Origin of the sequence: Parasaccharibacter sp. TMW 2.1884 (assembly GCF_023337695.1) — a bacterium.
Lineage (GTDB): Bacteria > Pseudomonadota > Alphaproteobacteria > Acetobacterales > Acetobacteraceae > Bombella > Bombella apis.
On sequence record NZ_QORR01000001.1, the window covers coordinates 490377 to 510881 of the forward strand.

Annotated in this window: 17 protein-coding genes and 2 tRNA genes; 14 read left to right on the forward strand and 5 right to left on the reverse strand. The window is 58.5% G+C overall.

Annotation, left to right across the window (positions count from 1 at the left end):
• The first annotated feature begins 68 nt into the window (after positions 1-68).
• The 8 genes from DTI93_RS02145 (at position 69) to DTI93_RS02180 (ending at position 8728) form a co-directional block, all read left to right on the forward strand.
• Entirely contained in the window at positions 69-1133 is a 1065-nt protein-coding gene (locus tag DTI93_RS02145; RefSeq protein WP_249079515.1) for a DUF475 domain-containing protein, read from the forward strand.
• Positions 1134-1202: 69 nt separating this feature from the next.
• Positions 1203-1276, forward strand: a tRNA-Gln gene (locus tag DTI93_RS02150).
• A 41-nt stretch (positions 1277-1317) separates the two neighbouring features.
• A tRNA-Gln gene (locus DTI93_RS02155) sits at positions 1318-1391 on the forward strand.
• Positions 1392-1506: 115 nt separating this feature from the next.
• A complete protein-coding gene (gene hemN, locus DTI93_RS02160) occupies positions 1507-2895 on the forward strand; it encodes an oxygen-independent coproporphyrinogen III oxidase (protein ID WP_086431037.1) in 1389 nt (462 codons plus the stop codon).
• 144 nt (positions 2896-3039) lie between these two features.
• On the forward strand, positions 3040-4524 hold the full coding sequence (gene guaB, locus DTI93_RS02165; RefSeq protein ID WP_081563087.1) for an IMP dehydrogenase: 1485 nt from the start codon (positions 3040-3042) through the stop codon (positions 4522-4524).
• A 60-nt stretch (positions 4525-4584) separates the two neighbouring features.
• Positions 4585-5898, forward strand: coding sequence for an RsmB/NOP family class I SAM-dependent RNA methyltransferase (locus tag DTI93_RS02170; protein WP_249079517.1), 1314 nt, complete (start codon positions 4585-4587; stop codon positions 5896-5898).
• 152 nt (positions 5899-6050) lie between these two features.
• On the forward strand, positions 6051-7901 hold the full coding sequence (locus tag DTI93_RS02175) for a sodium:proton antiporter (protein ID WP_086431035.1): 1851 nt from the start codon (positions 6051-6053) through the stop codon (positions 7899-7901).
• Between the two features lie 122 nt (positions 7902-8023).
• Positions 8024-8728, forward strand: a complete 705-nt coding sequence (locus DTI93_RS02180) for a response regulator transcription factor (protein ID WP_043560399.1) — start codon at positions 8024-8026, stop codon at positions 8726-8728.
• Positions 8729-8810: 82 nt separating this feature from the next.
• Here DTI93_RS02180 and DTI93_RS02185 read toward each other — a convergent pair whose 3' ends face one another.
• The gene (locus DTI93_RS02185) at positions 8811-9605 is read right to left on the reverse strand and encodes an exodeoxyribonuclease III (protein ID WP_081563089.1); all 795 of its coding nucleotides are present in this window, start codon (positions 9603-9605) and stop codon (positions 8811-8813) included.
• A gap of 102 nt (positions 9606-9707) precedes the next feature.
• On the opposite strand from DTI93_RS02185, the gene DTI93_RS02190 reads away from it, so the two are divergent.
• From DTI93_RS02190 to rpmG, 5 genes are all read left to right on the forward strand, one after another.
• Positions 9708-10736: a dipeptidase gene (locus DTI93_RS02190; RefSeq protein WP_249079519.1), complete on the forward strand. Its 1029-nt coding sequence runs from the start codon at positions 9708-9710 to the stop codon at positions 10734-10736.
• Between the two features lie 306 nt (positions 10737-11042).
• On the forward strand, positions 11043-12920 hold the full coding sequence (gene uvrC / locus DTI93_RS02195; protein ID WP_103765482.1) for an excinuclease ABC subunit UvrC: 1878 nt from the start codon (positions 11043-11045) through the stop codon (positions 12918-12920).
• Positions 12921-12964: 44 nt separating this feature from the next.
• On the forward strand, positions 12965-13528 hold the full coding sequence (gene pgsA / locus DTI93_RS02200) for a CDP-diacylglycerol--glycerol-3-phosphate 3-phosphatidyltransferase (protein WP_043560391.1): 564 nt from the start codon (positions 12965-12967) through the stop codon (positions 13526-13528).
• A gap of 138 nt (positions 13529-13666) precedes the next feature.
• Positions 13667-15085 (forward strand): hypothetical protein, encoded by a 1419-nt coding sequence (locus DTI93_RS02205; protein WP_249079521.1) that lies wholly within the window; start codon positions 13667-13669, stop codon positions 15083-15085.
• A 172-nt stretch (positions 15086-15257) separates the two neighbouring features.
• The gene (gene rpmG / locus DTI93_RS02210) at positions 15258-15425 is read left to right on the forward strand and encodes a 50S ribosomal protein L33 (protein ID WP_043561310.1); all 168 of its coding nucleotides are present in this window, start codon (positions 15258-15260) and stop codon (positions 15423-15425) included.
• A gap of 144 nt (positions 15426-15569) precedes the next feature.
• On the opposite strand, the gene DTI93_RS02215 is transcribed toward rpmG, so the two are convergent.
• Positions 15570-15893, reverse strand: coding sequence for a septum formation initiator family protein (locus DTI93_RS02215; RefSeq protein ID WP_043560387.1), 324 nt, complete (start codon positions 15891-15893; stop codon positions 15570-15572).
• Between the two features lie 198 nt (positions 15894-16091).
• Complete coding sequence (gene eno, locus DTI93_RS02220) at positions 16092-17378, reverse strand: phosphopyruvate hydratase (protein ID WP_043560384.1); 1287 nt, start codon at positions 17376-17378, stop codon at positions 16092-16094.
• Between the two features lie 113 nt (positions 17379-17491).
• Between eno and DTI93_RS02225 the strand changes: the two genes are divergently transcribed.
• Positions 17492-17974: a DUF3429 domain-containing protein gene (locus DTI93_RS02225; protein ID WP_086431032.1), complete on the forward strand. Its 483-nt coding sequence runs from the start codon at positions 17492-17494 to the stop codon at positions 17972-17974.
• 20 nt (positions 17975-17994) lie between these two features.
• On the opposite strand, the gene kdsA is transcribed toward DTI93_RS02225, so the two are convergent.
• A complete protein-coding gene (kdsA, locus tag DTI93_RS02230) occupies positions 17995-18819 on the reverse strand; it encodes a 3-deoxy-8-phosphooctulonate synthase (RefSeq protein WP_103765486.1) in 825 nt (274 codons plus the stop codon).
• Complete coding sequence (locus DTI93_RS02235) at positions 18816-20459, reverse strand: CTP synthase (protein ID WP_043560366.1); 1644 nt, start codon at positions 20457-20459, stop codon at positions 18816-18818. The genes kdsA and DTI93_RS02235 overlap by 4 nt, the downstream gene beginning before the upstream one ends.
• Positions 20460-20505: the final 46 nt, after the last annotated feature.

Sequence of the window (20505 nt, forward strand, 5' to 3'; positions counted from 1 at the left end):
CTTCCTGTCGCCCTGCAAAGCCTGTCCGTTGCTGCCTGCCCCTTTTTGCCTGTAAGGGATGAGGGATCATGAGCAGAAAGGCTCATCATCTTGAGAAACAGGTACAGCTCTTGAGACAGTTTTACGCCGCTTTTGTTCTGGCCGCTCTGGCCCTGTGTGTTGGTGCCGCTCTGGGGTACGGACATACGCCCAGCCTGTACGGTGCTCTCATGGGTGTGGAGGGCGTGGCCATTCTTGCCCTGATGGAAACGGCTGAATCCATGGATAATGCCATCGTGGATTATGGCATCCTCAAAACCATGTCGCCACGCTGGCAGAAGCGGTACATCAGCTGGGGGATGCCTCTTTCCGTACTGGGGATGCGGTTCCTGTTCCCTGTGCTTCTGGTCGCTCTGGTGGCCGGGCTGTCACCATGGCAGGCGGCCCGTCTCGCCATCATGGAGCCGCAGCGTTATGCCGCCATCATGCTGGGGGCAAAGGACATGATTTCCGCTTTTGGTGGGTCGTTCCTTCTGCTGATTGCGCTGAACTATTTTCTGGATGATGACAAGACGCATCACTGGCTCTCATGGCTGGAGCGTCCGGCAGCCCGTCTGGGCGGAGTGTCAGCCCTGCCGGTCGGGCTGACGCTGGCAGTTCTCATGCTCATCACCCGCCTGATAGGGCAGGGGCATGACCCGATGGCCTTCCTGTTCTGGGGCTGCGGGGGGATTGCGGCCTATATTCTGGGCAAGGAAACGCTGGTCTGGCTGATAGGCGAGCCGGGGGCGTCCCGCATGGCGGCTGGCGGGGGGCTGCTGACCTTTCTGTATCTGGAATTCATTGATGCCAGTTTTTCCTTTGATGGTGTCATCTCGGCCTTTGCGATCACGACGGACCCAGTTGTCATTGCGCTGGGGCTGGGCGTGGGGGCGATGTTTGTCCGTTCCATGACACTCTCCATGCTGAAAACGAATGCTCTGGCCGAGTATGTCTATGTGGAGCATGGGGCGTTTTACACCATTTTCATCCTTTCCCTCCTGATGCTGGTCAGCGTGCTGGTGGAGGTGCCGGAGTGGGTGACGGGGCTTGTCGGGCTTGTCCTGATTGGTGGAGCATTTCTGGCCAGCGCACTCCGGCGTCCGGTAAAATAAGGAAAAACTTTCCCATCCCCCTTGCGTCGTGGGGGGAATGGGGCTAGAACCCCTCCAGCAAACGCCGCTTGGGAGATAGTTTAGCGGTAGAACTACCGGCTCTGACCCGGTCAGCCCTGGTTCGAATCCAGGTCTCCCAGCCAGTCATGTGGTGTGTTTGCTCCAGGGGGAAGCCCCGACCGCTTGGGAGATAGTTTAGCGGTAGAACTACCGGCTCTGACCCGGTCAGCCCTGGTTCGAATCCAGGTCTCCCAGCCATTTTTCTCAGACAGGTTAATCGTTCCGTTACATTCTGCCCATGGGGTGGTTTGCGTAACAGGGTGCGCCGCTGTAAGCAGAAGCTCCCTGACCGAGACTGGATTATGGTGAGACTGTGGCTGCAAATATTTCTCCTGACCTGATCGCCCGTTATGGCGGCAACCTGCCACGCTATACCAGCTATCCTACGGCGGTCAGTTTTTCTGATGCCATCGGGCCGCAGGAGGTGGCAGACTGGCTGAAGGCCCTGCCGCCAGAGCAGTCCGTCTCCCTGTATTTCCACGTCCCGTTTTGTGACGAGCTGTGCCGCTTCTGTGCCTGCAACACGGCAGTGATGCGGCAGGAAGAGGCACGGGCAGCCTATGGTGACCTTCTCTTAGAGGAGATGCACCGTATCGTTGCACTGGTTGGGCAAGGGCGTGTGGTCCGGCATCTCCATTTTGGTGGCGGCACACCGACAACCCTGCCAGAAACGGCCCTGCGTAACGTAATGTCCGCAGTGCGGGAACAGTTCCGGCTGGCTGATGATGCTGAAATCGCCATGGAGATGGATCCCCGTCATGTGCCGGAGGGCATGCTGCCCCTGTTGGCCGAGCTGGGCTTCAACCGCATCAGTTTCGGTGTGCAGGACCTTGATCGTATTGTGCAGGAGACCTGTGGGCGTGTGCAGTCTTACGAGCAGACGCTGGCCTGTGTGGAGCAGGCCCGTGCGGCAGGGGTGAATGGGGTGAATATCGACCTGATCTATGGCCTGCCCTATCAGACAGTCGAGAGCGTACAGGACACGGCCCGGCGTGTTGCTGGAATGAGGCCAGACCGTCTGGCTGTTTTCGGCTATGCCCATGTCCCGTGGAAACAGAAACGCCAGCAGCTCATCCCGCAAGACTCTCTCCCATCTTCGGAAGAGCGGTTGCAGCAGGCGGACAGGATCGACCGTGTTCTGGTTGAGGAAGGCTACAAGCCCATCGGGCTGGACCATTATGCCCATCCTGAAGATGCCATGGCCCATGCCTATGAGGCCGGTACACTGCATCGCAATTTTCAGGGCTATACGATCGATTCATCACCCGTCCTGCTGGGGATGGGAGCATCGGCCATTTCCATGACACCTGACGGATTCTACCAGAACATTCCGTCTACGGCGGCTTATATCCGGGCATTGAAGGAGCATGATGGCCTTCCCGTTGCCCGGGGGGTGTTCCGTACGGAGGAGGACCGCTGGCGGGGGAAGGTGATCGAGACCGTCATGTGCCTTTCGGGCGTGGACCTGACACCCTACATCCCGTCAGGACAGGGTCTGGAACAGGCTTTTGCAGAAGAGCTGGAAGCCCTGCGTCCTTTCGAGGAGGACGGGCTGATCCGCTGGGAGGGCAACCGGGTGAGCCTGACAGAAAAGGGCGGCCCCTTCCTGCGGCATCTGGCGGCCGTATTCGATACACGGCGCAAGGAACTGGCCGCAGCAGGCGAGGGGAAACCAGTCCCCCGTTTTTCTTCCTCCCTGTGAGGAGAGCAGGCTGCAGTCTGTTTTCCTTTGCCTATGGTTACAGAGTGCGTTATGAGACCCTGCCAACAGCTTAATTACCCTTTCAGTGGTGGTAGGCTGACCTAGTTGTATTGAACAGGACGCACGAGCGAGGGCGTAGGCATCATGACCAATTTCCAGAATGACAAACTTTACAGCCGTGTGCGTGATGCCCTGGCCTTTGATGACGTGCTGATCGAGCCGGTTGAATCATCGGTTCTTCCCGGTCAGGTCAGCACGAAGACACGTCTTACCCGCAAGCTGGAGCTGAACATTCCGCTGCTCTCTTCCGCCATGGATACGGTGACGGAAGAGGAAATGGCCATCTCCATGGCGCAGCAGGGCGGCATGGGTGTCATCCACAAGAATCTGACGCTGGAAGGACAGGCCGAGCAGGTCCGTCGTGTGAAGCGTTTTGAGGCTGGCATGGTGGTCAATCCCGTTACGGTGGGGCCGGACCAGACGCTGAGCGATGTTCATGAGATCATGGCCCACCATGGCATTTCCGGCCTCCCGGTCGTGGAGAAGGATGGCAGGCTGGTTGGTATTCTGACCAACCGTGACATGCGCTTTACCGAAGATAAAAATACCCGTGTGCGGGACCTGATGACGCATGAGGGGCTGGTCACGGTCCGGCACGGGGCATCCCCGGATCAGGCCCGCCAGCTGCTGCATGATCATCGGATCGAGAAACTGCTGGTCGTGGACGATGCGGAACGCTGCATCGGTCTGATCACCGTCAAGGACATGGACAAGGCCATGACCCATCCGCTGGCCGTGAAGGATGCGGAGGGGCGTCTGCTCTGCGCTGCGGCCATCGGCGTTGGGGAGGATGGTCTCCGCCGTGGGGCGGCTCTTGTCGAGGCGGGCGTGGATGTGCTGGTGGTCGACACGGCCCACGGTCATTCCCGTGGCGTGCTGGAGACCGTGGCCCGCCTGCGTGACAGATATGCCGACGTGCAGCTGATCGCCGGCAACGTGGCCACGCCAGAAGCTGCCAGGGCGCTGATCGAATCCGGTGCAGACTGTGTGAAGGTCGGCATTGGTCCGGGGTCCATCTGCACGACCCGTGTCGTGGCCGGTGTGGGTGTGCCGCAGTTCTCCGCCGTGCTGGAAACGGCAGCCGCCTGTCATGAGCTGGACATTCCTGCCATCGCCGATGGTGGCATCCGCACGTCCGGTGACATTGTCAAGGCCATCGGGGCCGGTGCTGATGTCGTGATGGTCGGCTCCATGCTGGCCGGGTGTGAGGAAAGCCCCGGCGAGAGCTTCCTGTATCAGGGGCGGACCTACAAGGCTTATCGTGGCATGGGGTCCATGGGGGCCATGGCTCGTGGTTCGGCAGACCGTTACTTCCAGGGTGAGGTGAGGGACACGCTGAAGCTGGTGCCGGAAGGGATTGAAGGGCAGGTGCCGTACAAGGGGCCGATGGCGGCTGTCGTACACCAGCTGATCGGTGGCCTGCGGGCTGGCATGGGCTATACCGGCTCCGCCACGATTGCCGATCTTCAGGCCCGTGCCCGCTTCCGCAAGATCACCAATGCGGGTCTGCGGGAAAGCCACGTGCATGATGTGACCATCACCCGGGAAGCTCCCAACTATCGGCTTTAATTGGCTTTGAAAGGTCATTTTTTCCTTTCCTGATGAAAGGAAACGGAGTAGGCGGGGGCCATGACCCCCGCTGCTCGTCTTTCTGGTGCGATTGATCTGCTTTGTGCGATCCAGAACGCACCGCACCGTCCGGCTGATGCCGTTGCCAACAATTTCTTCCGTGAACGCCGCTATATCGGTGGTGGTGACCGCCGGGCCATTTCCACCCTTGCGTGGGACGTGCTGCGGGCATGGCGTCGGCTGCACTGGCATCTGCGGGCGGACCTGCGCTACCGGCATGAGGATGTTTCCCCGAGGCTGCTCTGTGCGGCCATGCTGCATTTTGTCGGGCAGCCCCTTTCATCCATCCAGTCCCTTTTCAGCGGGGAGCGTTACGCTCCAGCTCCGCTGAGCGAGCGTGAAATGGTCATGCTGGAGGCTCTGGAAGGGCAGGACATCAGCAGCGAAAAGCAGCCACTGCCGGTCCGGCTGGAATATCCCGACTGGCTGCACCCTTATCTGGTGGAAGATTTTGGTGACAGGCTGGAGGAGGAAATGCGGGCCCTCATGGGGGCACCCTCCCTGGACCTGCGGGTCAATCTTCTGAAGGGAACACGGGAGGAGGCCCTGCGCCGTCTCCGGCGGGAAGGTTTTCAGGGGGAGCCGACGGCTCTCTCTCCGTGGGGCATCCGGCTTGAAGGACGTCAGCCCGTTACGGCGGCGGCTCTTTTCCGGGAAGGGCTGGTAGAGATACAGGATGAAGGCAGCCAGCTGATCGCAGCTGCCGTGGATGCCAGACCGGGGCAGAGGCTGCTGGATTATTGCGCCGGTGCTGCCGGAAAGACGCTGGCTCTGGCCATGACGATGGAGAATAAAGGGCAGATCGTGGCCTGTGATGTCTCCCGGGTCCGGTTGGATGGTGCCACGAAGCGTCTGCGCCGGGCGGATGTCCATAACGTGACACGGCATCTGTTGAGTGAAGGCGACAAATGGGCGAAACGGCGGGAAGGCCAGTTTGACACGGTACTGGTGGATGCCCCCTGTTCCGGTACCGGGACATGGCGGCGCAATCCTGATGCCCGCCTGCGTTTGACAGAGGAGGACATCAAGGAACTCTGCGCCAAGCAGGCAGCCATTCTGGACATTGCAGCCCGTCTCGTCCGGCCGGGCGGGAAGCTGGTCTATGCCACCTGTTCCCTTCTGGGGGCGGAGAACGGAAAGCAGATTGAAGCCTTCCTGAAGAGGCAGGAGGCCTACACCCTGCTGCCTGCGGAGAAACGTTCCACCCTTTTGCCGGAAGAACTGCGGCAGGAGGCACTTTTCTCCCTGACGCCTCATGGTTTCGGGACGGATGGTTTCTTCGTGGCGGCCATGGCAAAAATGTCCCAGGGCTGAGACGCATGCAGGGACGGGCTATCCGGTCTCCTGTCTGTCCCTGCGGCGGATTTGTGCATCTGTCATGAAAATGGCTAATATTTGGACAATGGCCAGCCTGTTCCTGCTACGGGGCCGGGCGGTCCTGTCTGACTGGAGGAAACAGATCCCCTATGGCCTATGATGTTCTCTTCGGTGTGGTGCTGACATTCGGGGCAGGGATGCTGGCACAATGGGTTTCCTGGCGCCTGCGGCTCCCAGCCATTGTTCTGCTCTTTGCCATGGGGCTGCTTTTTGGCCCTGTTCTGGGGTGGTTGCATCCATCAGAAACATTGGGTCATGCATTCCGTCCACTGGTCTCCATGCTGGTGGCCCTGATCGTCTTTGAGGGTGGAATGGTGCTGGATATCCGCCAGCTCCGGGAGGCCGGGCAGGGCGTTGCCCGCCTGACGATGGTGGCCCTGCCAATCAACTGGATACTGGGAGCTCTGGCAGCCCATTATGTTGCCCATCTGGAATGGGGAACATCCTTTCTCTTCGGGGCCATCATTGTGGTGACGGGGCCGACGGTCATCCTGCCCCTGTTGCGGAGTGCCAAACTCCAGCCCCGTGTGGCGGCCTTCCTGCGGTGGGAGGCCATCGTCAACGACCCGCTGGGGGCCATTCTGGCTGCCGTCGTCATGCAGATCATGCTGTTGCATGTGGACCTGCACAAGCAGATTTTCTTCGTCCATACCTTGCCGGACATGCTTCTGGCTGGGGCTGTTTCCGTGGCGGCGGGCATTTTGCCTGCCTATCTGCTGCGTTACCTTTTTACCCGGGACCTGATGCCGGAGCTGTTGAAGGTACCCATCATGGTCACGCTGGCGCTGATCATTTTCGAGGCCTGCACGCTGGTGATGGAAGGGGCCGGCCTGATTGCCGTGACAGTCTTCGGCATGATGCTGACCAACCTGCATATCCCGGGCCTGAATGAACTGAAACGGACCAAGGAATCTCTGGTGGTCCTGATGGTATCCGTTCTGTTCATCCTGCTGACGGCCGACCTGCACCGTGCCGTGCTGGCCAGACTGTCCATTCCCATCCTGCTTCTCACGCTGGTTGTGCTGTTTGTCGTTCGCCCCCTGTGCATTTTCCTGGCCACGCTGGGGACAAGCATCAGCTGGCAGGAACGGATTTTTGTCGGATGGATCGCTCCACGAGGGATTGTTGCGGCGGCTGTGGCTGGTGCGGCGGGGATCAAGCTTTCGGAGGCGGGGTACGCCTCTGCCGATCTTGTCATGCCGGCCGTGTTCTGCGTGATTGCCGTTACGATGATCTGCCACGGTTTTTCACTCGGCCCGCTGGCACGAAGGCTGCATCTGACTCTCTCCAATGAGCCTGCTCTGGTCATTCTTGGTGGTAATGCCTGGTCGACCGATCTGGCGGCCTGCCTGAATGAGGAGAAGGTACCTGTTCTGCTGGTGGATACGACAGCGCAGGAACTCATGCCCGCAGCCCGGCGTGGGGTGCCGGTCCTCAAGGCGGAACTTCTCTCCGCAGCGGGGCAGGAGGCTCTGGAGGAGCGCCCGGCGGACTACCTGATCGCCACGACCGGGGATGCCATCTATAACGGGATGGTCTGCGGGCACATGGCTCCGCATATGGGGCGGGAGAGGGTCTATCAGGTCAGTCCCGGTGTGGCCCGGCTGGACCTGTATCGTGGCCTCTCACGTGATGCCCGGGGGAAGGTGCTGGGAGAACCGGGCTGGAACTATACGTTCTTTGATACCCTGTTCAGTCGTGGCTGGCGTTTTGTCTGTCAGAGCGTGACGGATGCCACGGTGGATCTTTTCGGGAAAGAAGAAAACCGGTTGGATCTGCTCATCGTTCGCCGGGGTACGGGCATCTTCATTCGCTCGGCAGAAGATCGGGCCTGGACCATGCCTAGCATGGGGGATCTTGTCATTTCCATGAGGGCGCCGGAAAGCCGTGATGAGGGGGCAGATGTAAAAGAGGAAGCAGAACTGCGTGCAGGGGCGTAGTGCTTGGCCGTCATTCGGGCTAGTGTAGTGCCCTATCAGAAAGACAGGTCCTCCCTGTCTGCCCATCCGGCATGGGCGGAGAGGCGGGGTTTTGAGTGCATTACGGACGGGATTTTTGGGATATGAATGCTCATCACTCAATACTGATTGTTGACGATGATGATGCCTTGCGCCTTCTGCTGGCTGAACAGCTGGGAGAGGAGGAAGCGTACCGCGTTGAACAGGCTGCCACCATTGCGGCTGCACGGGAGGTGATGGATCACTCTTCTGGAGGCAGGACAGACATTCTTCTGCTGGATGTGAACCTGCCAGATGGTGACGGGCGGGATTTCTGTGCCGGGCTGCGGGAGAGGGGCATTCATATCCCCATCATCATGATGACGGGGTCGCATGATGAAGATGACGTGATTCGTGGTCTGGATGCTGGAGCGAATGACTACGTGGCCAAACCGTTCCGCATGGGCGAGCTGAAGGCCCGTCTGCGGGCGCAGCTGCGTCTTTTCGAGAACAGTGAGGATGTTGTTTTTGATATCGGTCCCTATGTTTTCCATCCGGCCAGGAAGCAGCTGGTGGACCAGAAAAAGGGGCAGCGCATCCATCTGACGGAAAAGGAAACGGCAATCCTGAAATATCTCTACCGTGCCGGTGGGCAGCCAGTGGAGCGGGACGTGCTGCTGCATGAGGTCTGGGGCTATCACGCCTCGGTGACGACCCACACGCTGGAAACGCACATCTACCGTCTGCGGCAGAAGATCGAGCCTGATCATGGCCGGGCCGGGATTCTGCTGACGGAAGGTGGTGGGTACTGCCTGAATCCTGATCTCTGACGGATGGTGCCCTGAGGGCGGATAGAAGAAAGGCTGGCAGGAGGAAGTCCTGCCAGCCTTTCTGCCATCTGGTCCAGTCTGGTCAGACGGCCAGATCCATCATGACGGGAACGTGGTCGGAAGGGGAGGTCCAGTCCCGCATGGGGCTGAGGACATTGATTGTCTTCAGGCCGGGGAGAAGGTCCGGTGTTGTCCAGATATGGTCCAGACGGCGCCCCCGGTTGGATTTTTTCCAGTCACGATTGCGGTATGACCACCATGTGAAGAGCTTTTCCGGTTCTGGAATGGCCTTCCGCATGGCGTCTTCAAATCCGGCATGAAGCCATTCGGTCAGGCGTGTCGTTTCCGGTGGCGTATGGCTGACGATTTTCAGAAGCTGACGGTGGCTCCAGACATCATGCTCCAGCGGAGCGATGTTGAGATCACCGACCAGAATGCTCCGCTGTGGCGGATTGGCCCGGAACCATGCTGTAGCCTCCTCAAGGAAGGCGAGTTTATGGGCGAATTTTTCATTTTCCTGCGGGTCGGGAATATCGCCACCGGCGGGCACGTAGAAATTGTGGAGCGTCACCGGCCCGGTTTCTGTCTGGATGCTGGCAGCCACATGGCGGCAATCCTCCCGGCCACACCAGTCCGGCGTGCCGGTAATGGGCTCCAGCGGTGTGCGGGAGAGAATGGTGACCCCATTATAGCTCTTCATTCCACGATAGAGCTGATGGGGAAAACCCAGCTCTGCCAGTGCATCACGGGGGTAGAGAGGGTCCGGCACTTTGGTTTCCTGAAGGCAGATGACATCAGGGGCCTGTTCCTCAATCAGACGCTGGAGCAGGGGTAGCCGGAGGCGGAGTGAATTGATGTTCCATGTAATGAGACGCATGTTTTCTGATCTCCTCTGGAGCGGGAAATTTCAACGGATGATCTTGCGATGAACAGGGTTTACCCCAATCTGGGGGGAATGAATAAGGAAAGTCTCCCGCATATGCCCATCCTGATGATCGACAGCCATATTGATATTCCATGGAACGAAAAAACGGCGGAAGGTCTGCCCTGCTGGCATAAGCGGGACCAGGCGGATGTTGCCATGCGGGATGTGGAACGCCGGTTTACCGTTCCGAAGGCGCAGGCCGGTAGGATGGGGGTGGCCTGTCTGGCTGCCTATACACCGCAGGCTGGTCTGGATGACGCAGGGCATGAGGCAGCGTGGCAAAGAGCACGGGCCATGCTGGAGGCGATGGAAGAGATGGTTCCGCTTCATCTTTCCGGGCAGGCTGTGCTGTGCCGGAGAGTTCCGGATATCCGGCGGGCTACGGAGGCCGGGCAGGTGGCTTTGGTGCCTGTCATGGAAAATGGCTACCCCTTGGCGGATGACCCGGCCCGGATCGGCTATCTCGCCCGGCGGCATGGCGTGCGTTACATGACCCTGACCCATAATGGCCATAACCTTCTGGCGGATTCGGCGGTTGTCCGGCAGGGGCCGGCAGAAGTGCATGGCGGTCTGTCCGCTCTGGGGCGGGAGGTTATTGGTGAGATGAACCGGCATGGTGTGCTGGTGGATGTTTCCCATGCATCCCGCAAGACCATGATGCAGGCGGTGGATGCATCCTCAGTTCCTGTTTTTGCCAGCCATTCCTGTGTGCGGGCTTTGTGTGATCATCCCCGCAATCTGGATGACGGACAGCTTGATGCACTGAAGGCCAGTGGTGGCCTGATCCAGATTACAGCCATGGGGCCATTCCTGCGCCGGGGTGGTGGTGGAACGCTGAAAGATTTTGTGGAGCATGTGCTGTATGTGGCCCGCAGGATTGGTGTCGAACATGTGGGAATTTCGTCCGACTTTGATGGCGGAGGCGGGATAGAGGGCTGGCAGGATGCCAGTGAGACTCACCATGTGTCCGAAGCGCTGGCTGTTGCTGGTCTGGATGCCGGGGAGATTCGGGCCATATGTGGAGAAAACATGCTGCGCCTGTTGCAGAGGGCAGAAGATAAAATTTCGGAATGTCAAACCTGATTTTTACTTTTTGAGAAAATTCGTGGTATTTTTTGCACAGTAATTTTTTCAGAAACGGGATTGACAGCCCACACCGCCATCAGGGGGCAGGAAAGGGGAGGATGCAGGGATAAAATCTTTTATAATTCCTTATTTTTCAGATGGTTATATTCTTTGCCTAAAAAATGGGCAATCTATGAAAAAAGAAGAGAAACCCTATGCTGTGTGCTTTTACCCTTGGAGTATTCACAGCTTTGTCCACAGGAATGGTGGATGAGTATGAAAGGCGCAGCATGATCATGAAAAACTGGCGGAAAACTAGGACATATGCCTGAAAGACCCCACGGCGCCCCTGCGATTCGGAAAGCCCTGAAGACGATTCCTGAAAGTCCCGGCGTGTATCGCATGATCGGTGCGAAGGGGGAGGTGCTGTATGTCGGCAAGGCGCTGAACCTGAAGAAGCGGGTCACGTCTTACACGCATGTCGCCCGTCTGCCGGACCGGTTGAAACTCATGGTCTCCCTGACGGCCAGCATGGAAATCGTCGTGACACGAACCGAGGCCGAGGCCCTGCTGCTGGAGGCCAACTACATCAAGCGGATGAAGCCCCGCTTCAACATCCTTCTGCGGGATGACAAGAGTTATCCGTGGCTTCTGCTGAGCGGGGATCACGCCTATCCCCGCCTGATGCGCCAACGGGGGAAGCCCGTCAAAGGGGCAACCTATTGGGGGCCTTTTGCGTCATCCAGAGCAGTGGACCAGACAATTCAGGTCATTCAGCGGGCCTTCATGCTGCGGACCTGTACGGACAGCGTTTTCGAATCCCGGACCCGCCCCTGCCTGCTGCACCAGATCAAGCGTTGCTCTGCTCCCTGCGTGGAGCGCATCAGCCCGCTGGAGTATCAGGGGCTGGTGGAACAGACGAAGGAATTCCTGAGTGGAGGCGGCCGGGAGCTGCAACAGCGCCTGACCCTGGAAATGGAACAGGCTTCCGAGGAGCTGGCTTTCGAACGGGCTGCTCTCATCCGTGACCGTATCCGGGGGTTTGCCAATCTACGGGCCTCAGGAGCCATCAATCCGGCCAGCATCCAGGAGGCCGATGTCGTTGCGCTCTGGCAGCAGGCGGGGCAGAGCTGCATCCAGGTCTTTTTCATCCGTGGTGGTCGCAACAATGGCAACAGGGCTTTCTATCCCCGGCATGAGGCAGATGAGCCTGCGGCTGATGTTCTTGCGGCGTTTCTGCTCCAGTTCTACGAGGACAAGCAGCCTCCTTTACAGGTGCTGACAAGTTCTGAGCCTGCTGAACAGCCTCTGTTGACTGAAGCGCTGAGCCTGCAACGGGGGCAGAAGGTGCAGATTCTCCAGCCGCAGCGGGGTGAAAAGAAGGCGGTGTTGGACCACGCCATTCTCAATGCTCGTGAAGCTCTGGAGCGTCGGCTTGCAGAAACGGCCGGGCAGGCCGTTCTGCTGGAAAAGGTGGCCGAGCTTTTCGACCTGCCCGAGCCACCGAAACGTATTGAAGTTTATGACAATTCTCATCTGATGGGACAGGCTCCCTATGGCGCCATGATTGTGGGCGGCCCGGAAGGTTTCGTGAAGCGGGCTTACAGGAAATTTGCCATCCGTGGTCCTGTCGCTCCGGGTGATGATTTTGGCATGATGAAGGAGGTCATGACCCGTCGCTTTGCCCAGCTGACACCGGATGATTCAGGGAGTGAAAACTGGCCGGACCTGCTGCTGATTGACGGCGGCAAAGGGCAGGTACGAGTCGTCCGGGAGATTCTGGCGGAGAGGGGCCTGTCCTCCATTCCTGTTGTGGGTATTGCCAAGGGGGTGGACCGCAATGCAGGGAGGGAATGGTTCTTTGTGGAGGGGAAGGAACCGTTCCAGCTGCCCGTCAATGATGCTGTCCTCTACTATCTTCAGCGGTTGCGGGATGAGGTCCACCGTTTTGTCATCACGACACACAGGGCAGGACGTTCCAGAGCGTTGACCCGTTCCGGCCTCGACGAGATTCCCGGTGTTGGCCCAGCTCGCAAGAAGGCTCTGCTGACCCGTTTCGGCTCTGCACGCCATGTCGGGCAGGCGGCTCTGGAAGAGCTGGAGCATGTACCGGGAATTAATCGCGAAATGGCACAGGTCATTTATGGATATTTCCATCCAGAATGGGTAAGAGAACAGAGTGACGTCCTCAAAAAACCCTGACTGAGCACCGTGTTGGGGGTGGCCTTCCATATTAGGGATATCAGGTGATCAATCTTCCCAACCTTCTCACTCTGTTCCGTATCCTTGTCATCCCGGTGCTGATCGGGTGTCTGGCAGGTGGTGGCCTGTGGGCTGATATGGCGTTTCTGCTGTATGTTGGCGCCTGTGTGACTGACTATCTCGATGGGGCTCTGGCCCGTCGGCAAGGCCTGACATCAGACCTTGGCAGGATGATGGATCCGATCGCCGACAAGCTCCTTGTCGGGGGGCTTCTCCTGGCACTTGCAGGGATGGGAGGGCTGCGGTTCTGCTCGTTGTATGCAGCCATTCTCATCATGCTTCGGGAAATCATGATCAGCGGGTTGCGGGAGTATATGGCCTCCCGCAATGAGACGATTCCGTCCACCCGTCTGGCCAAATGGAAGACAGGCACACAGATGGTGGCCATCGGTTTCCTGATTCTGGGGGAGGGGGCTTCTACCTCCTTTCATGACGTGACATGGTGCTTTGGCGTAATTGGCGCTGCGCTGCTCTGGCTGTCTGTCATTCCGACGCTTCTGACGGGGACAGGCTACCTCAAGGCGACCGTGGCACAGATGCGGAGATAGACTTGGTGTGAGGTATCTGGCAGCTCGAGATGATGGTGGCAGAAGGTGGGCTGAGCCTTCCTGGGGACAGGTTGCGATGATTGTAAAGGGTAGGGAATGAAAAGCAGGGAAGGAAAGCTAAAGAGGGTAGGCGCTGTCATGTCCTTCTTTGCGGTGGGGTGTACCAGTTTTTCGGTCAGCTGCACGGGTCTGGACAGGCATCTGGGCAGTACGATCAATCCTTTTGGCAATCCGAACATGCCAGATGCCCGGAGCGAGACTGCGCAGCGTGTCCGGGGAGTGAAGCTGAGCACAATGCCTGTTCTTCCCGAGGAGGGGGATGTCTGGCCGGGTCAGCCGGAGCCTGTGCCCAGCCTTCAGGATGTCAGCCGGTCTGACAGGAATTTTGTTGAGAAATGGCAGAAGGCGCGACCACAGCTTGATGCGGATCTCCGGCAGCAGCTCAATGATGGCCAGGGCATGAGTGTCGGGGAAGATGTCGGGCAGCGTTATGGGTCCGGTAAGGGCGTGATGCCCATAGGCAAACCCATTCCATCCCATGTCAAGGATAATGCGCGGCCTTACATGGAGCCCGCAGGGCGGGGTGTGGTTAGCATTCCCAATGGTGATGGAACGGATACGCTCATCGCTCCTGATGGCAGCGTGAAGGTTGTCAGTGCGGGCAAGGCGTCCTTGTACGCACATGCCAGAACATTCGGGCATGTTCATTCTTCTGAGGAATCGCGGCAGGAGGCTCAGGCCGAGCTCCAGAAGGCACCGCCGGCAGAACCGCTTTCCCATCTGGAGCGCAGGGCTGGCGGGGGTGCCGTATCCCGGCAGCCAGCCTACAGGGAGCCGACGATTACGGAAGCGCCCCGTCCGCAGCCCAGGGTCGAGGTTCTTCCCGAACCGCAGCGTCCTGTACGTCAGGCGCCAGCCGTTACGGAAGCGCCCCGTCCGCAGCCCAGGGTCGAGGTTCTTCCCGAACCGCAGCGTCCTGTACGTCAGGCGCCAGCCGTTACGGAAGCGCCCCGTCCGCAGCTCAGGGTCGAGGTTCCTTCCGAACCGCAGCGTCCTGTACGTCAGGCGCCAGCCGTTACGGAAGCGCCCCGTCCGCAGCCCAGGGTCGAGGTTCCTTCCGAACCGCAGCGTCCTGTACGTCAGGTACCAGCCGTTACGGAAGCACCCCGTCCGCAGCCTGAGACTGGTGTCGTAGCAGCTCCTCTTCCACAACAGTCTGGAGCTGATGAAGAGATGGGCAGACAGCACAGGTCCAAGGGCAAGGCTGGAGCACATCACAGGCATGAGGCTGCAGTGGTGGATGCAGCACAGCCGGTGGTGGAGCCGCATCGGACGCATAGGCATAAGCAGGCCCGTCAGCATGAGGTGGTGGTTATCGAGAGGGAGCATCACACGGTCGCCGGGCAGCATGTGGAAGCACATGCCCAGAAGGAGCGTCATCATCCGAGCAGAAAACGTGATGATGATTACGTGGATGCTCTGGGCTTTGAGGCTCCTGCGAGGTCCCATCGTTCTCATAAGAGTGAAAGGGTTTATCAGTTTGACTGGGACAAATGAGACCAATCTTGTGAGAAAAAGAGCATAATCTGTCTCAATGAGGGTATCGTGGGCTGGAAAGGGCTTGACCTGAAAGGCTCAAGGTATCATTGTCCCGCTCAGGTATAGGGGATGTGCTGCTCCGACACTGATGAAGCAGCGTCCCATCATGCGGCAGCAGTCCGAGGGTAGTATGGCCAAGACAAACGTAATCATGATCCGTCTCGTTTCTTCTGCAGATACGGGTTATTTCTATGTCACGAAGAAGAATGCCCGTACGGCAACGGGGAAGATGGAAGTACGCAAGTACGACCCGGTCGTGCGCAAGCACGTTGTCTTCCGTGAAGCGAAGATCAAGTAATCGTCATTCCATTTGACGAAAAAGAAAGGCGGCCTTTTGGGGCCGCTTTTTTTATGTGTCATTGCCCCCAAGAGGGGAGAAACGACCTGATAGTTTACAGGGAAACGTGAGGTGAGCGGGGGCAGAGCCCGGTCATTCTGTCTGTCAATAAAGAGAGTTTTTCTCACCGTAGGGAATGACCAGATCGCCCTTGCGGCTGCTGTTGAGCATCACTCGGCTCCGTTCATCCAGCATGTCCGGGTCCAGGGCTCTTTCATTCAGCGCCATGACGCGCCGACGCCAGATGTCCTGCTCCTTATGGGCATCCAGCAGGGCGGACTGTGCCTCTGCCTGAAGTTTCTTCTGTCGTTGATAGGCCTCAATACCAAGAGTCCCATGCAGGGCATTCCAGATGAAATAGGCTGTCAGAAGCAGAAAGAGGAGCGGAGCGAATACAGCACCCAGTCCACGCCGTAGCAGAGCGATCATGCAATGGCTCCTCGGTCTTCATGTTGATCAGGTTGAAACGGTTATCACCTTATAAGCGGTTGGCGGGAGAGGCAAGGTATCTGCCGGCCATGCCAGAGAGAAATCTGAAGGGGAGGTATAAAAAAAGCCCCCACCCGTTTCCAGGTGGAGGCCTTTCCGCAAGTTCAGCCGGGAGAACCGGCTAAACTGCTCCCGTAATTACTTGCGGGCTTTTTTCAGGATGCTGTGACCAGCATACTTGGCGCTCTTGCCCAGCTGCTGCTCAATGCGGATCAGCTGGTTGTACTTGGCCATGCGATCGGAGCGGGAGAGGGACCCGGTCTTGATCTGCCCCGTGTTCACGGCGACGGCGAGGTCGGCAATGGTGCTGTCCTCTGTCTCACCAGAACGGTGGCTCATGACAGTGGTGTAGCCAGCGCGCTGGGCCATTTCCACAGCGTGCAGTGTCTCTGTCAGGGAGCCGATCTGGTTCACCTTCACGAGCAGGGAGTTGGCAACACCCTTCTCGATGCCTTCCTTCAGGCGGGCCGGGTTGGTCACGAAGAGATCGTCACCGACCAGCTGGATGCGGTCACCCAGACGCTCTGTCAGCTCTTTCCAGCCTTCCCAGTCATCTTCAGCCAGACCATCCTCGATGGAGACGATCGGGAACTTCTTGGTCAGTTCCTCAAGGTAGGAGACCATCTCGCTGGAGGAGAAGCTCTTGCCTTCGCCCTTCATCTCGTAACGGCCGTTCTTGTAGAACTCGGTGGAGGCACAGTCGAGAGCGATGGTGATGTCCGTACCGAACTTGTAGCCGGCATCGGCAACGGCCTTCTCGATGTACTTCAGGCCTTCCTCTGTGGACTTCAGGTTCGGAGCAAAACCACCTTCATCACCAACGTTGGTGTTCAGGCCGTTCTTGTGCAGCTCTTTCTTCAGACAGGCGAAGATTTCGGAGCCCATGCGGATGGCTTCAGCAACGGAAGAAGCCCCGACCGGCTGGATCATGAATTCCTGGAAGTCGATGGCGTTGTCCGCATGCTCACCACCGTTGATGATGTTCATCATCGGGACCGGCAGAACATGGGCGAATGTGCCGCCAACATAGCGATACAGCGGCAGGTCCAGCTCTTCAGCTGTAGCACGGGCCACGGCGAGGGACACACCGAGAATGGCATTGGCGCCAAGGCGGCCTTTGTTCGGTGTACCATCAAGGTCGATCATGGCCTGGTCGATGGCGATCTGGTCTTCAGATTCCATGCCACGCAGCTTGTCGGCGATCTCCGTGTTCACGGCGTTGACGGCCTTCAGGACACCCTTGCCGTGGAAGCGTTTTTTGTCGCCATCACGCAGTTCTACAGCTTCGTGGGCACCGGTGGAGGCACCGGAAGGAACAGCGGCACGACCGGTAACACCGGAGGCCAGTTCAACATCTACCTCAACAGTCGGGTTACCACGGCTGTCCAGAATTTCGCGGGCAATAATATCAACAATAGCGCTCAAGGGACTTCTCCTGACTCTATGCGGCGGACCCCGAACGGCCTATTATCAGCTCGCAGACCGGATCCGCTTTCGCTCTATTTCAGTCTCAAAATCCGCGCCCGAGGTCAATTAAGATGCGACAATTTCCTGTCACGGCTGCCATGCTTGTTGCGCTTGGCGGCGTTTTTCCCTTTCTGGTGGGGGGCTGGCTGTTTCTGGCGGGTGTGCTGACATCCCTGCCACATCTCAGCCAGATCCTTCTGGCCTATGGGGGATGCCTCCTGCCTTTTTATGGGGCTGTACAGTGGGGGTTGCTGGCCAGCAAACCCACGATCATTCCGCCAAAGGGAGAGAGCCTGCGGGACAGGCGGGCGCTTCTTTCAGGGACGTTTGCGTTTCTCTGGGGGTGGCTTGCCCTCTGCGTAGGCCTGCTGGGAAATCTGCGCACAGGCTTCGGGCTGGAGGCAATCGGCTTTGCAGGAATTTTTGCTCTGGAACGAATCGCCAACCGGCATGGTGACCTGCCGCAGGGATATATCATGGTCCGGGCCATCAGCACCGGTCTGTGCGTGATTGGCTTCCTGTTTGCCCTTCTCTCACCGCAAGGCCAGTTTTGAGAGGGAGGAAGGGCCTCTGATCAGAGGCCCTCAGCTTTCACGAGTTCGTCAATCTTTTTGAGTGGGGTCAGCAATGACCGCATTTCAGCAAGGGGGATCATGGTCGGGCCATCACTGGGGGCCGTATCCGGTTCCTGATGGGTCTCGATAAACAGGGCGCTGACACCTGTCGCCAGGGCGGCCCGGGCCAACGGAGCAACGAATTCACGCTGCCCTCCGGTGGCTGTACCCAATCCGCCCGGTTGCTGCACGGAGTGGGTGGCATCGAAGACGACGGGATAGCCGGTGCGCGCCATGATGGGGAGGGCCCGCATGTCGTTGATGAGTGTATTGTAGCCGAAGCAGGTGCCACGTTCGCAGAGCAGGATACGCTCATTGCCGGTAGATTTCAGCTTGTCGACAATGTTCTGCATGTCCTGCGGAGCGAGGAACTGCCCTTTTTTGACATTGATGGCCCGTCCTGTCCGTCCAGCGGCCAGAAGAAGGTCTGTCTGACGGCAGAGAAAAGCCGGAATCTGTAGAACATCCACAGCTTCAGCTGCAGGAGCACACTGTTCCGGTGCGTGAACATCCGTCAGCACAGGAATATTGAAGCGGGACCGGATGTCGGAGAGGATTTTCAACCCTTCCTCCATACCGACACCACGGGCAGCATGGACGGAACTGCGGTTGGCCTTGTCGAAACTGCTTTTGTAAATCAGCTTGATATCCAGCTCCTGACAGAGCCCATGCAGGGCTTCGGCCATGAAGAAGGCGTGATCACGGGATTCGATCTGGCACGGGCCAGCGATCAGCCGGAAGGGCTGATCCTGACCAATGATAAATTTGCCCAGAGGGACGCTCATACATCCTGTTCCCGTGACAGATGTTCTTTTTTTGCCGCGCCGACAAACCCTACGAAAAGCGGGTGCGGGTCGAACGGCTTGGAAAGCAGCTCTGGATGGTACTGCACACCGATAAACCAGGGATGGTCTGGATATTCCACCACCTCGGGCAGAACGCCATCGGGAGACATGCCAGAGAAGCGCAGGGACGTTTTTTCCAGCACGTCACGGTAATGGACGTTGACTTCCCAGCGATGGCGGTGGCGCTCACGGATGTCCGTCCGGCCGTAGACCTCTGCAACACGGGAGCCTTCAACCAGTTTGGCCGGATAGGCACCGACACGCATGGTTCCGCCAAGGTCGCCTCCTTCACGGCGGCGCAGCAGTTCCGTGCCACGGGCCCATTCGGTCATCAGGCCGACCAGTGGCTCATCTGTCGGGCCGAACTCCGTGGAGGAGGCCTTCTTCAGGCCTGCGAGGGAGCGGGCACATTCAATAACGGCCATCTGCATCCCGAAGCAGATTCCAAGGAACGGAATCCGGTTTTCACGGGCATAACGGACAGCGTTGATCTTGCCTTCAGACCCACGTTCGCCAAAGCCGCCCGGCACGAGGATGCCATCCATGCCACGCAGCTGCTCTTCAAGACTGGAGGGGTCTTCCAGTTCTTCTGCATCAATCCAGTTCATATGGACACGGACATCCTGCGAGATGCCACCATGCAGAAGGGCCTCGGCAAGGGACTTGTAGCTGTCCAGCAGGGCCGTATATTTGCCGACGATGCCGATGCGGACTTCGCCTTTCGGCTCCCGAACGCCACGGACGATTTTCTCCCAGCGGGAGAGGTCTGGCGCTGTTTCGAACGGCAGGCCGAAATAACGCAGAACTTCACGATCCATGCCCTGCTCGTGATAGGCGATAGGGCAGGCGTAGATTGTATCGACATCCAGCGCTGCAATTACGGCTTCGGGACGGACATTGCAGAAGCTGGCAATTTTCTGCCGCTCTGTCTGCGGAATGGGACGGTCGGAGCGGCAGAGCAGAATCTGCGGCTGGAGGCCGACATTCTGGAGTTCCTTGACGGAATGCTGGGTCGGCTTGGTTTTCAGCTCACCAGCGGAGGGAATGTAAGGCAGGAGGGTCAGGTGAACACACATGGTGTTCTCATGCCCCAGATCATTGCGGAGCTGGCGGATGGCTTCCAGGAAAGGAAGACTCTCAATGTCGCCAACCGTGCCGCCGATTTCAACCAGGACAAAATCGTAGCCATCCGTATCGGTAACCACGGCTTCCTTGATGGCATCCGTGATGTGCGGAATGACCTGGACCGTAGCCCCGAGGTAATCGCCCCGGCGTTCCCGGGCGATGACATCGGAGTAAATACGGCCGGTCGTGGTGTTGTCGGAGCGACGGGCATGAACACCCGTAAAACGCTCGTAATGACCGAGATCGAGGTCGGTCTCGGCACCGTCATCAGTGATGAACACCTCACCATGCTGATACGGGCTCATCGTGCCCGGATCAACATTCAGATAAGGGTCCAGCTTCCTGATGCGGACCTTGTGCCCACGAGCCTGGAGGAGGGCAGCCAGAGCCGCCGAAGCGATACCTTTACCGAGGGAGGATACAACCCCACCCGTCACAAAAACAAAGCGCGTCATGGGAGGCCCTTATATAGTGAAGAGGGGGGGAAGGGGAAGCAGATTA

Excerpts from the sequence above, each read along its gene's own strand:
- DTI93_RS02145 (WP_249079515.1), top strand. The coding sequence starts at position 69 with ATGAGCAGAAAGGCTCATCATCTTGAGAAACAGGTACAGCTCTTGAGA.
- guaB (WP_081563087.1), top strand. The coding sequence starts at position 3,040 with ATGACCAATTTCCAGAATGACAAACTTTACAGCCGTGTGCGTGATGCC.
- DTI93_RS02170 (WP_249079517.1), top strand. The coding sequence starts at position 4,585 with ATGACCCCCGCTGCTCGTCTTTCTGGTGCGATTGATCTGCTTTGTGCG.
- DTI93_RS02175 (WP_086431035.1), top strand. The coding sequence starts at position 6,051 with ATGGCCTATGATGTTCTCTTCGGTGTGGTGCTGACATTCGGGGCAGGG.
- DTI93_RS02180 (WP_043560399.1), top strand. The coding sequence starts at position 8,024 with ATGAATGCTCATCACTCAATACTGATTGTTGACGATGATGATGCCTTG.
- DTI93_RS02185 (WP_081563089.1), bottom strand. The coding sequence starts at position 9,605 with ATGCGTCTCATTACATGGAACATCAATTCACTCCGCCTCCGGCTACCC.
- DTI93_RS02190 (WP_249079519.1), top strand. The coding sequence starts at position 9,708 with ATGCCCATCCTGATGATCGACAGCCATATTGATATTCCATGGAACGAA.
- uvrC (WP_103765482.1), top strand. The coding sequence starts at position 11,043 with ATGCCTGAAAGACCCCACGGCGCCCCTGCGATTCGGAAAGCCCTGAAG.
- DTI93_RS02205 (WP_249079521.1), top strand. The coding sequence starts at position 13,667 with ATGTCCTTCTTTGCGGTGGGGTGTACCAGTTTTTCGGTCAGCTGCACG.
- rpmG (WP_043561310.1), top strand. The coding sequence starts at position 15,258 with ATGGCCAAGACAAACGTAATCATGATCCGTCTCGTTTCTTCTGCAGAT.
- DTI93_RS02215 (WP_043560387.1), bottom strand. The coding sequence starts at position 15,893 with ATGATCGCTCTGCTACGGCGTGGACTGGGTGCTGTATTCGCTCCGCTC.
- DTI93_RS02225 (WP_086431032.1), top strand. The coding sequence starts at position 17,492 with ATGCGACAATTTCCTGTCACGGCTGCCATGCTTGTTGCGCTTGGCGGC.
- kdsA (WP_103765486.1), bottom strand. The coding sequence starts at position 18,819 with ATGAGCGTCCCTCTGGGCAAATTTATCATTGGTCAGGATCAGCCCTTC.
- DTI93_RS02235 (WP_043560366.1), bottom strand. The coding sequence starts at position 20,459 with ATGACGCGCTTTGTTTTTGTGACGGGTGGGGTTGTATCCTCCCTCGGT.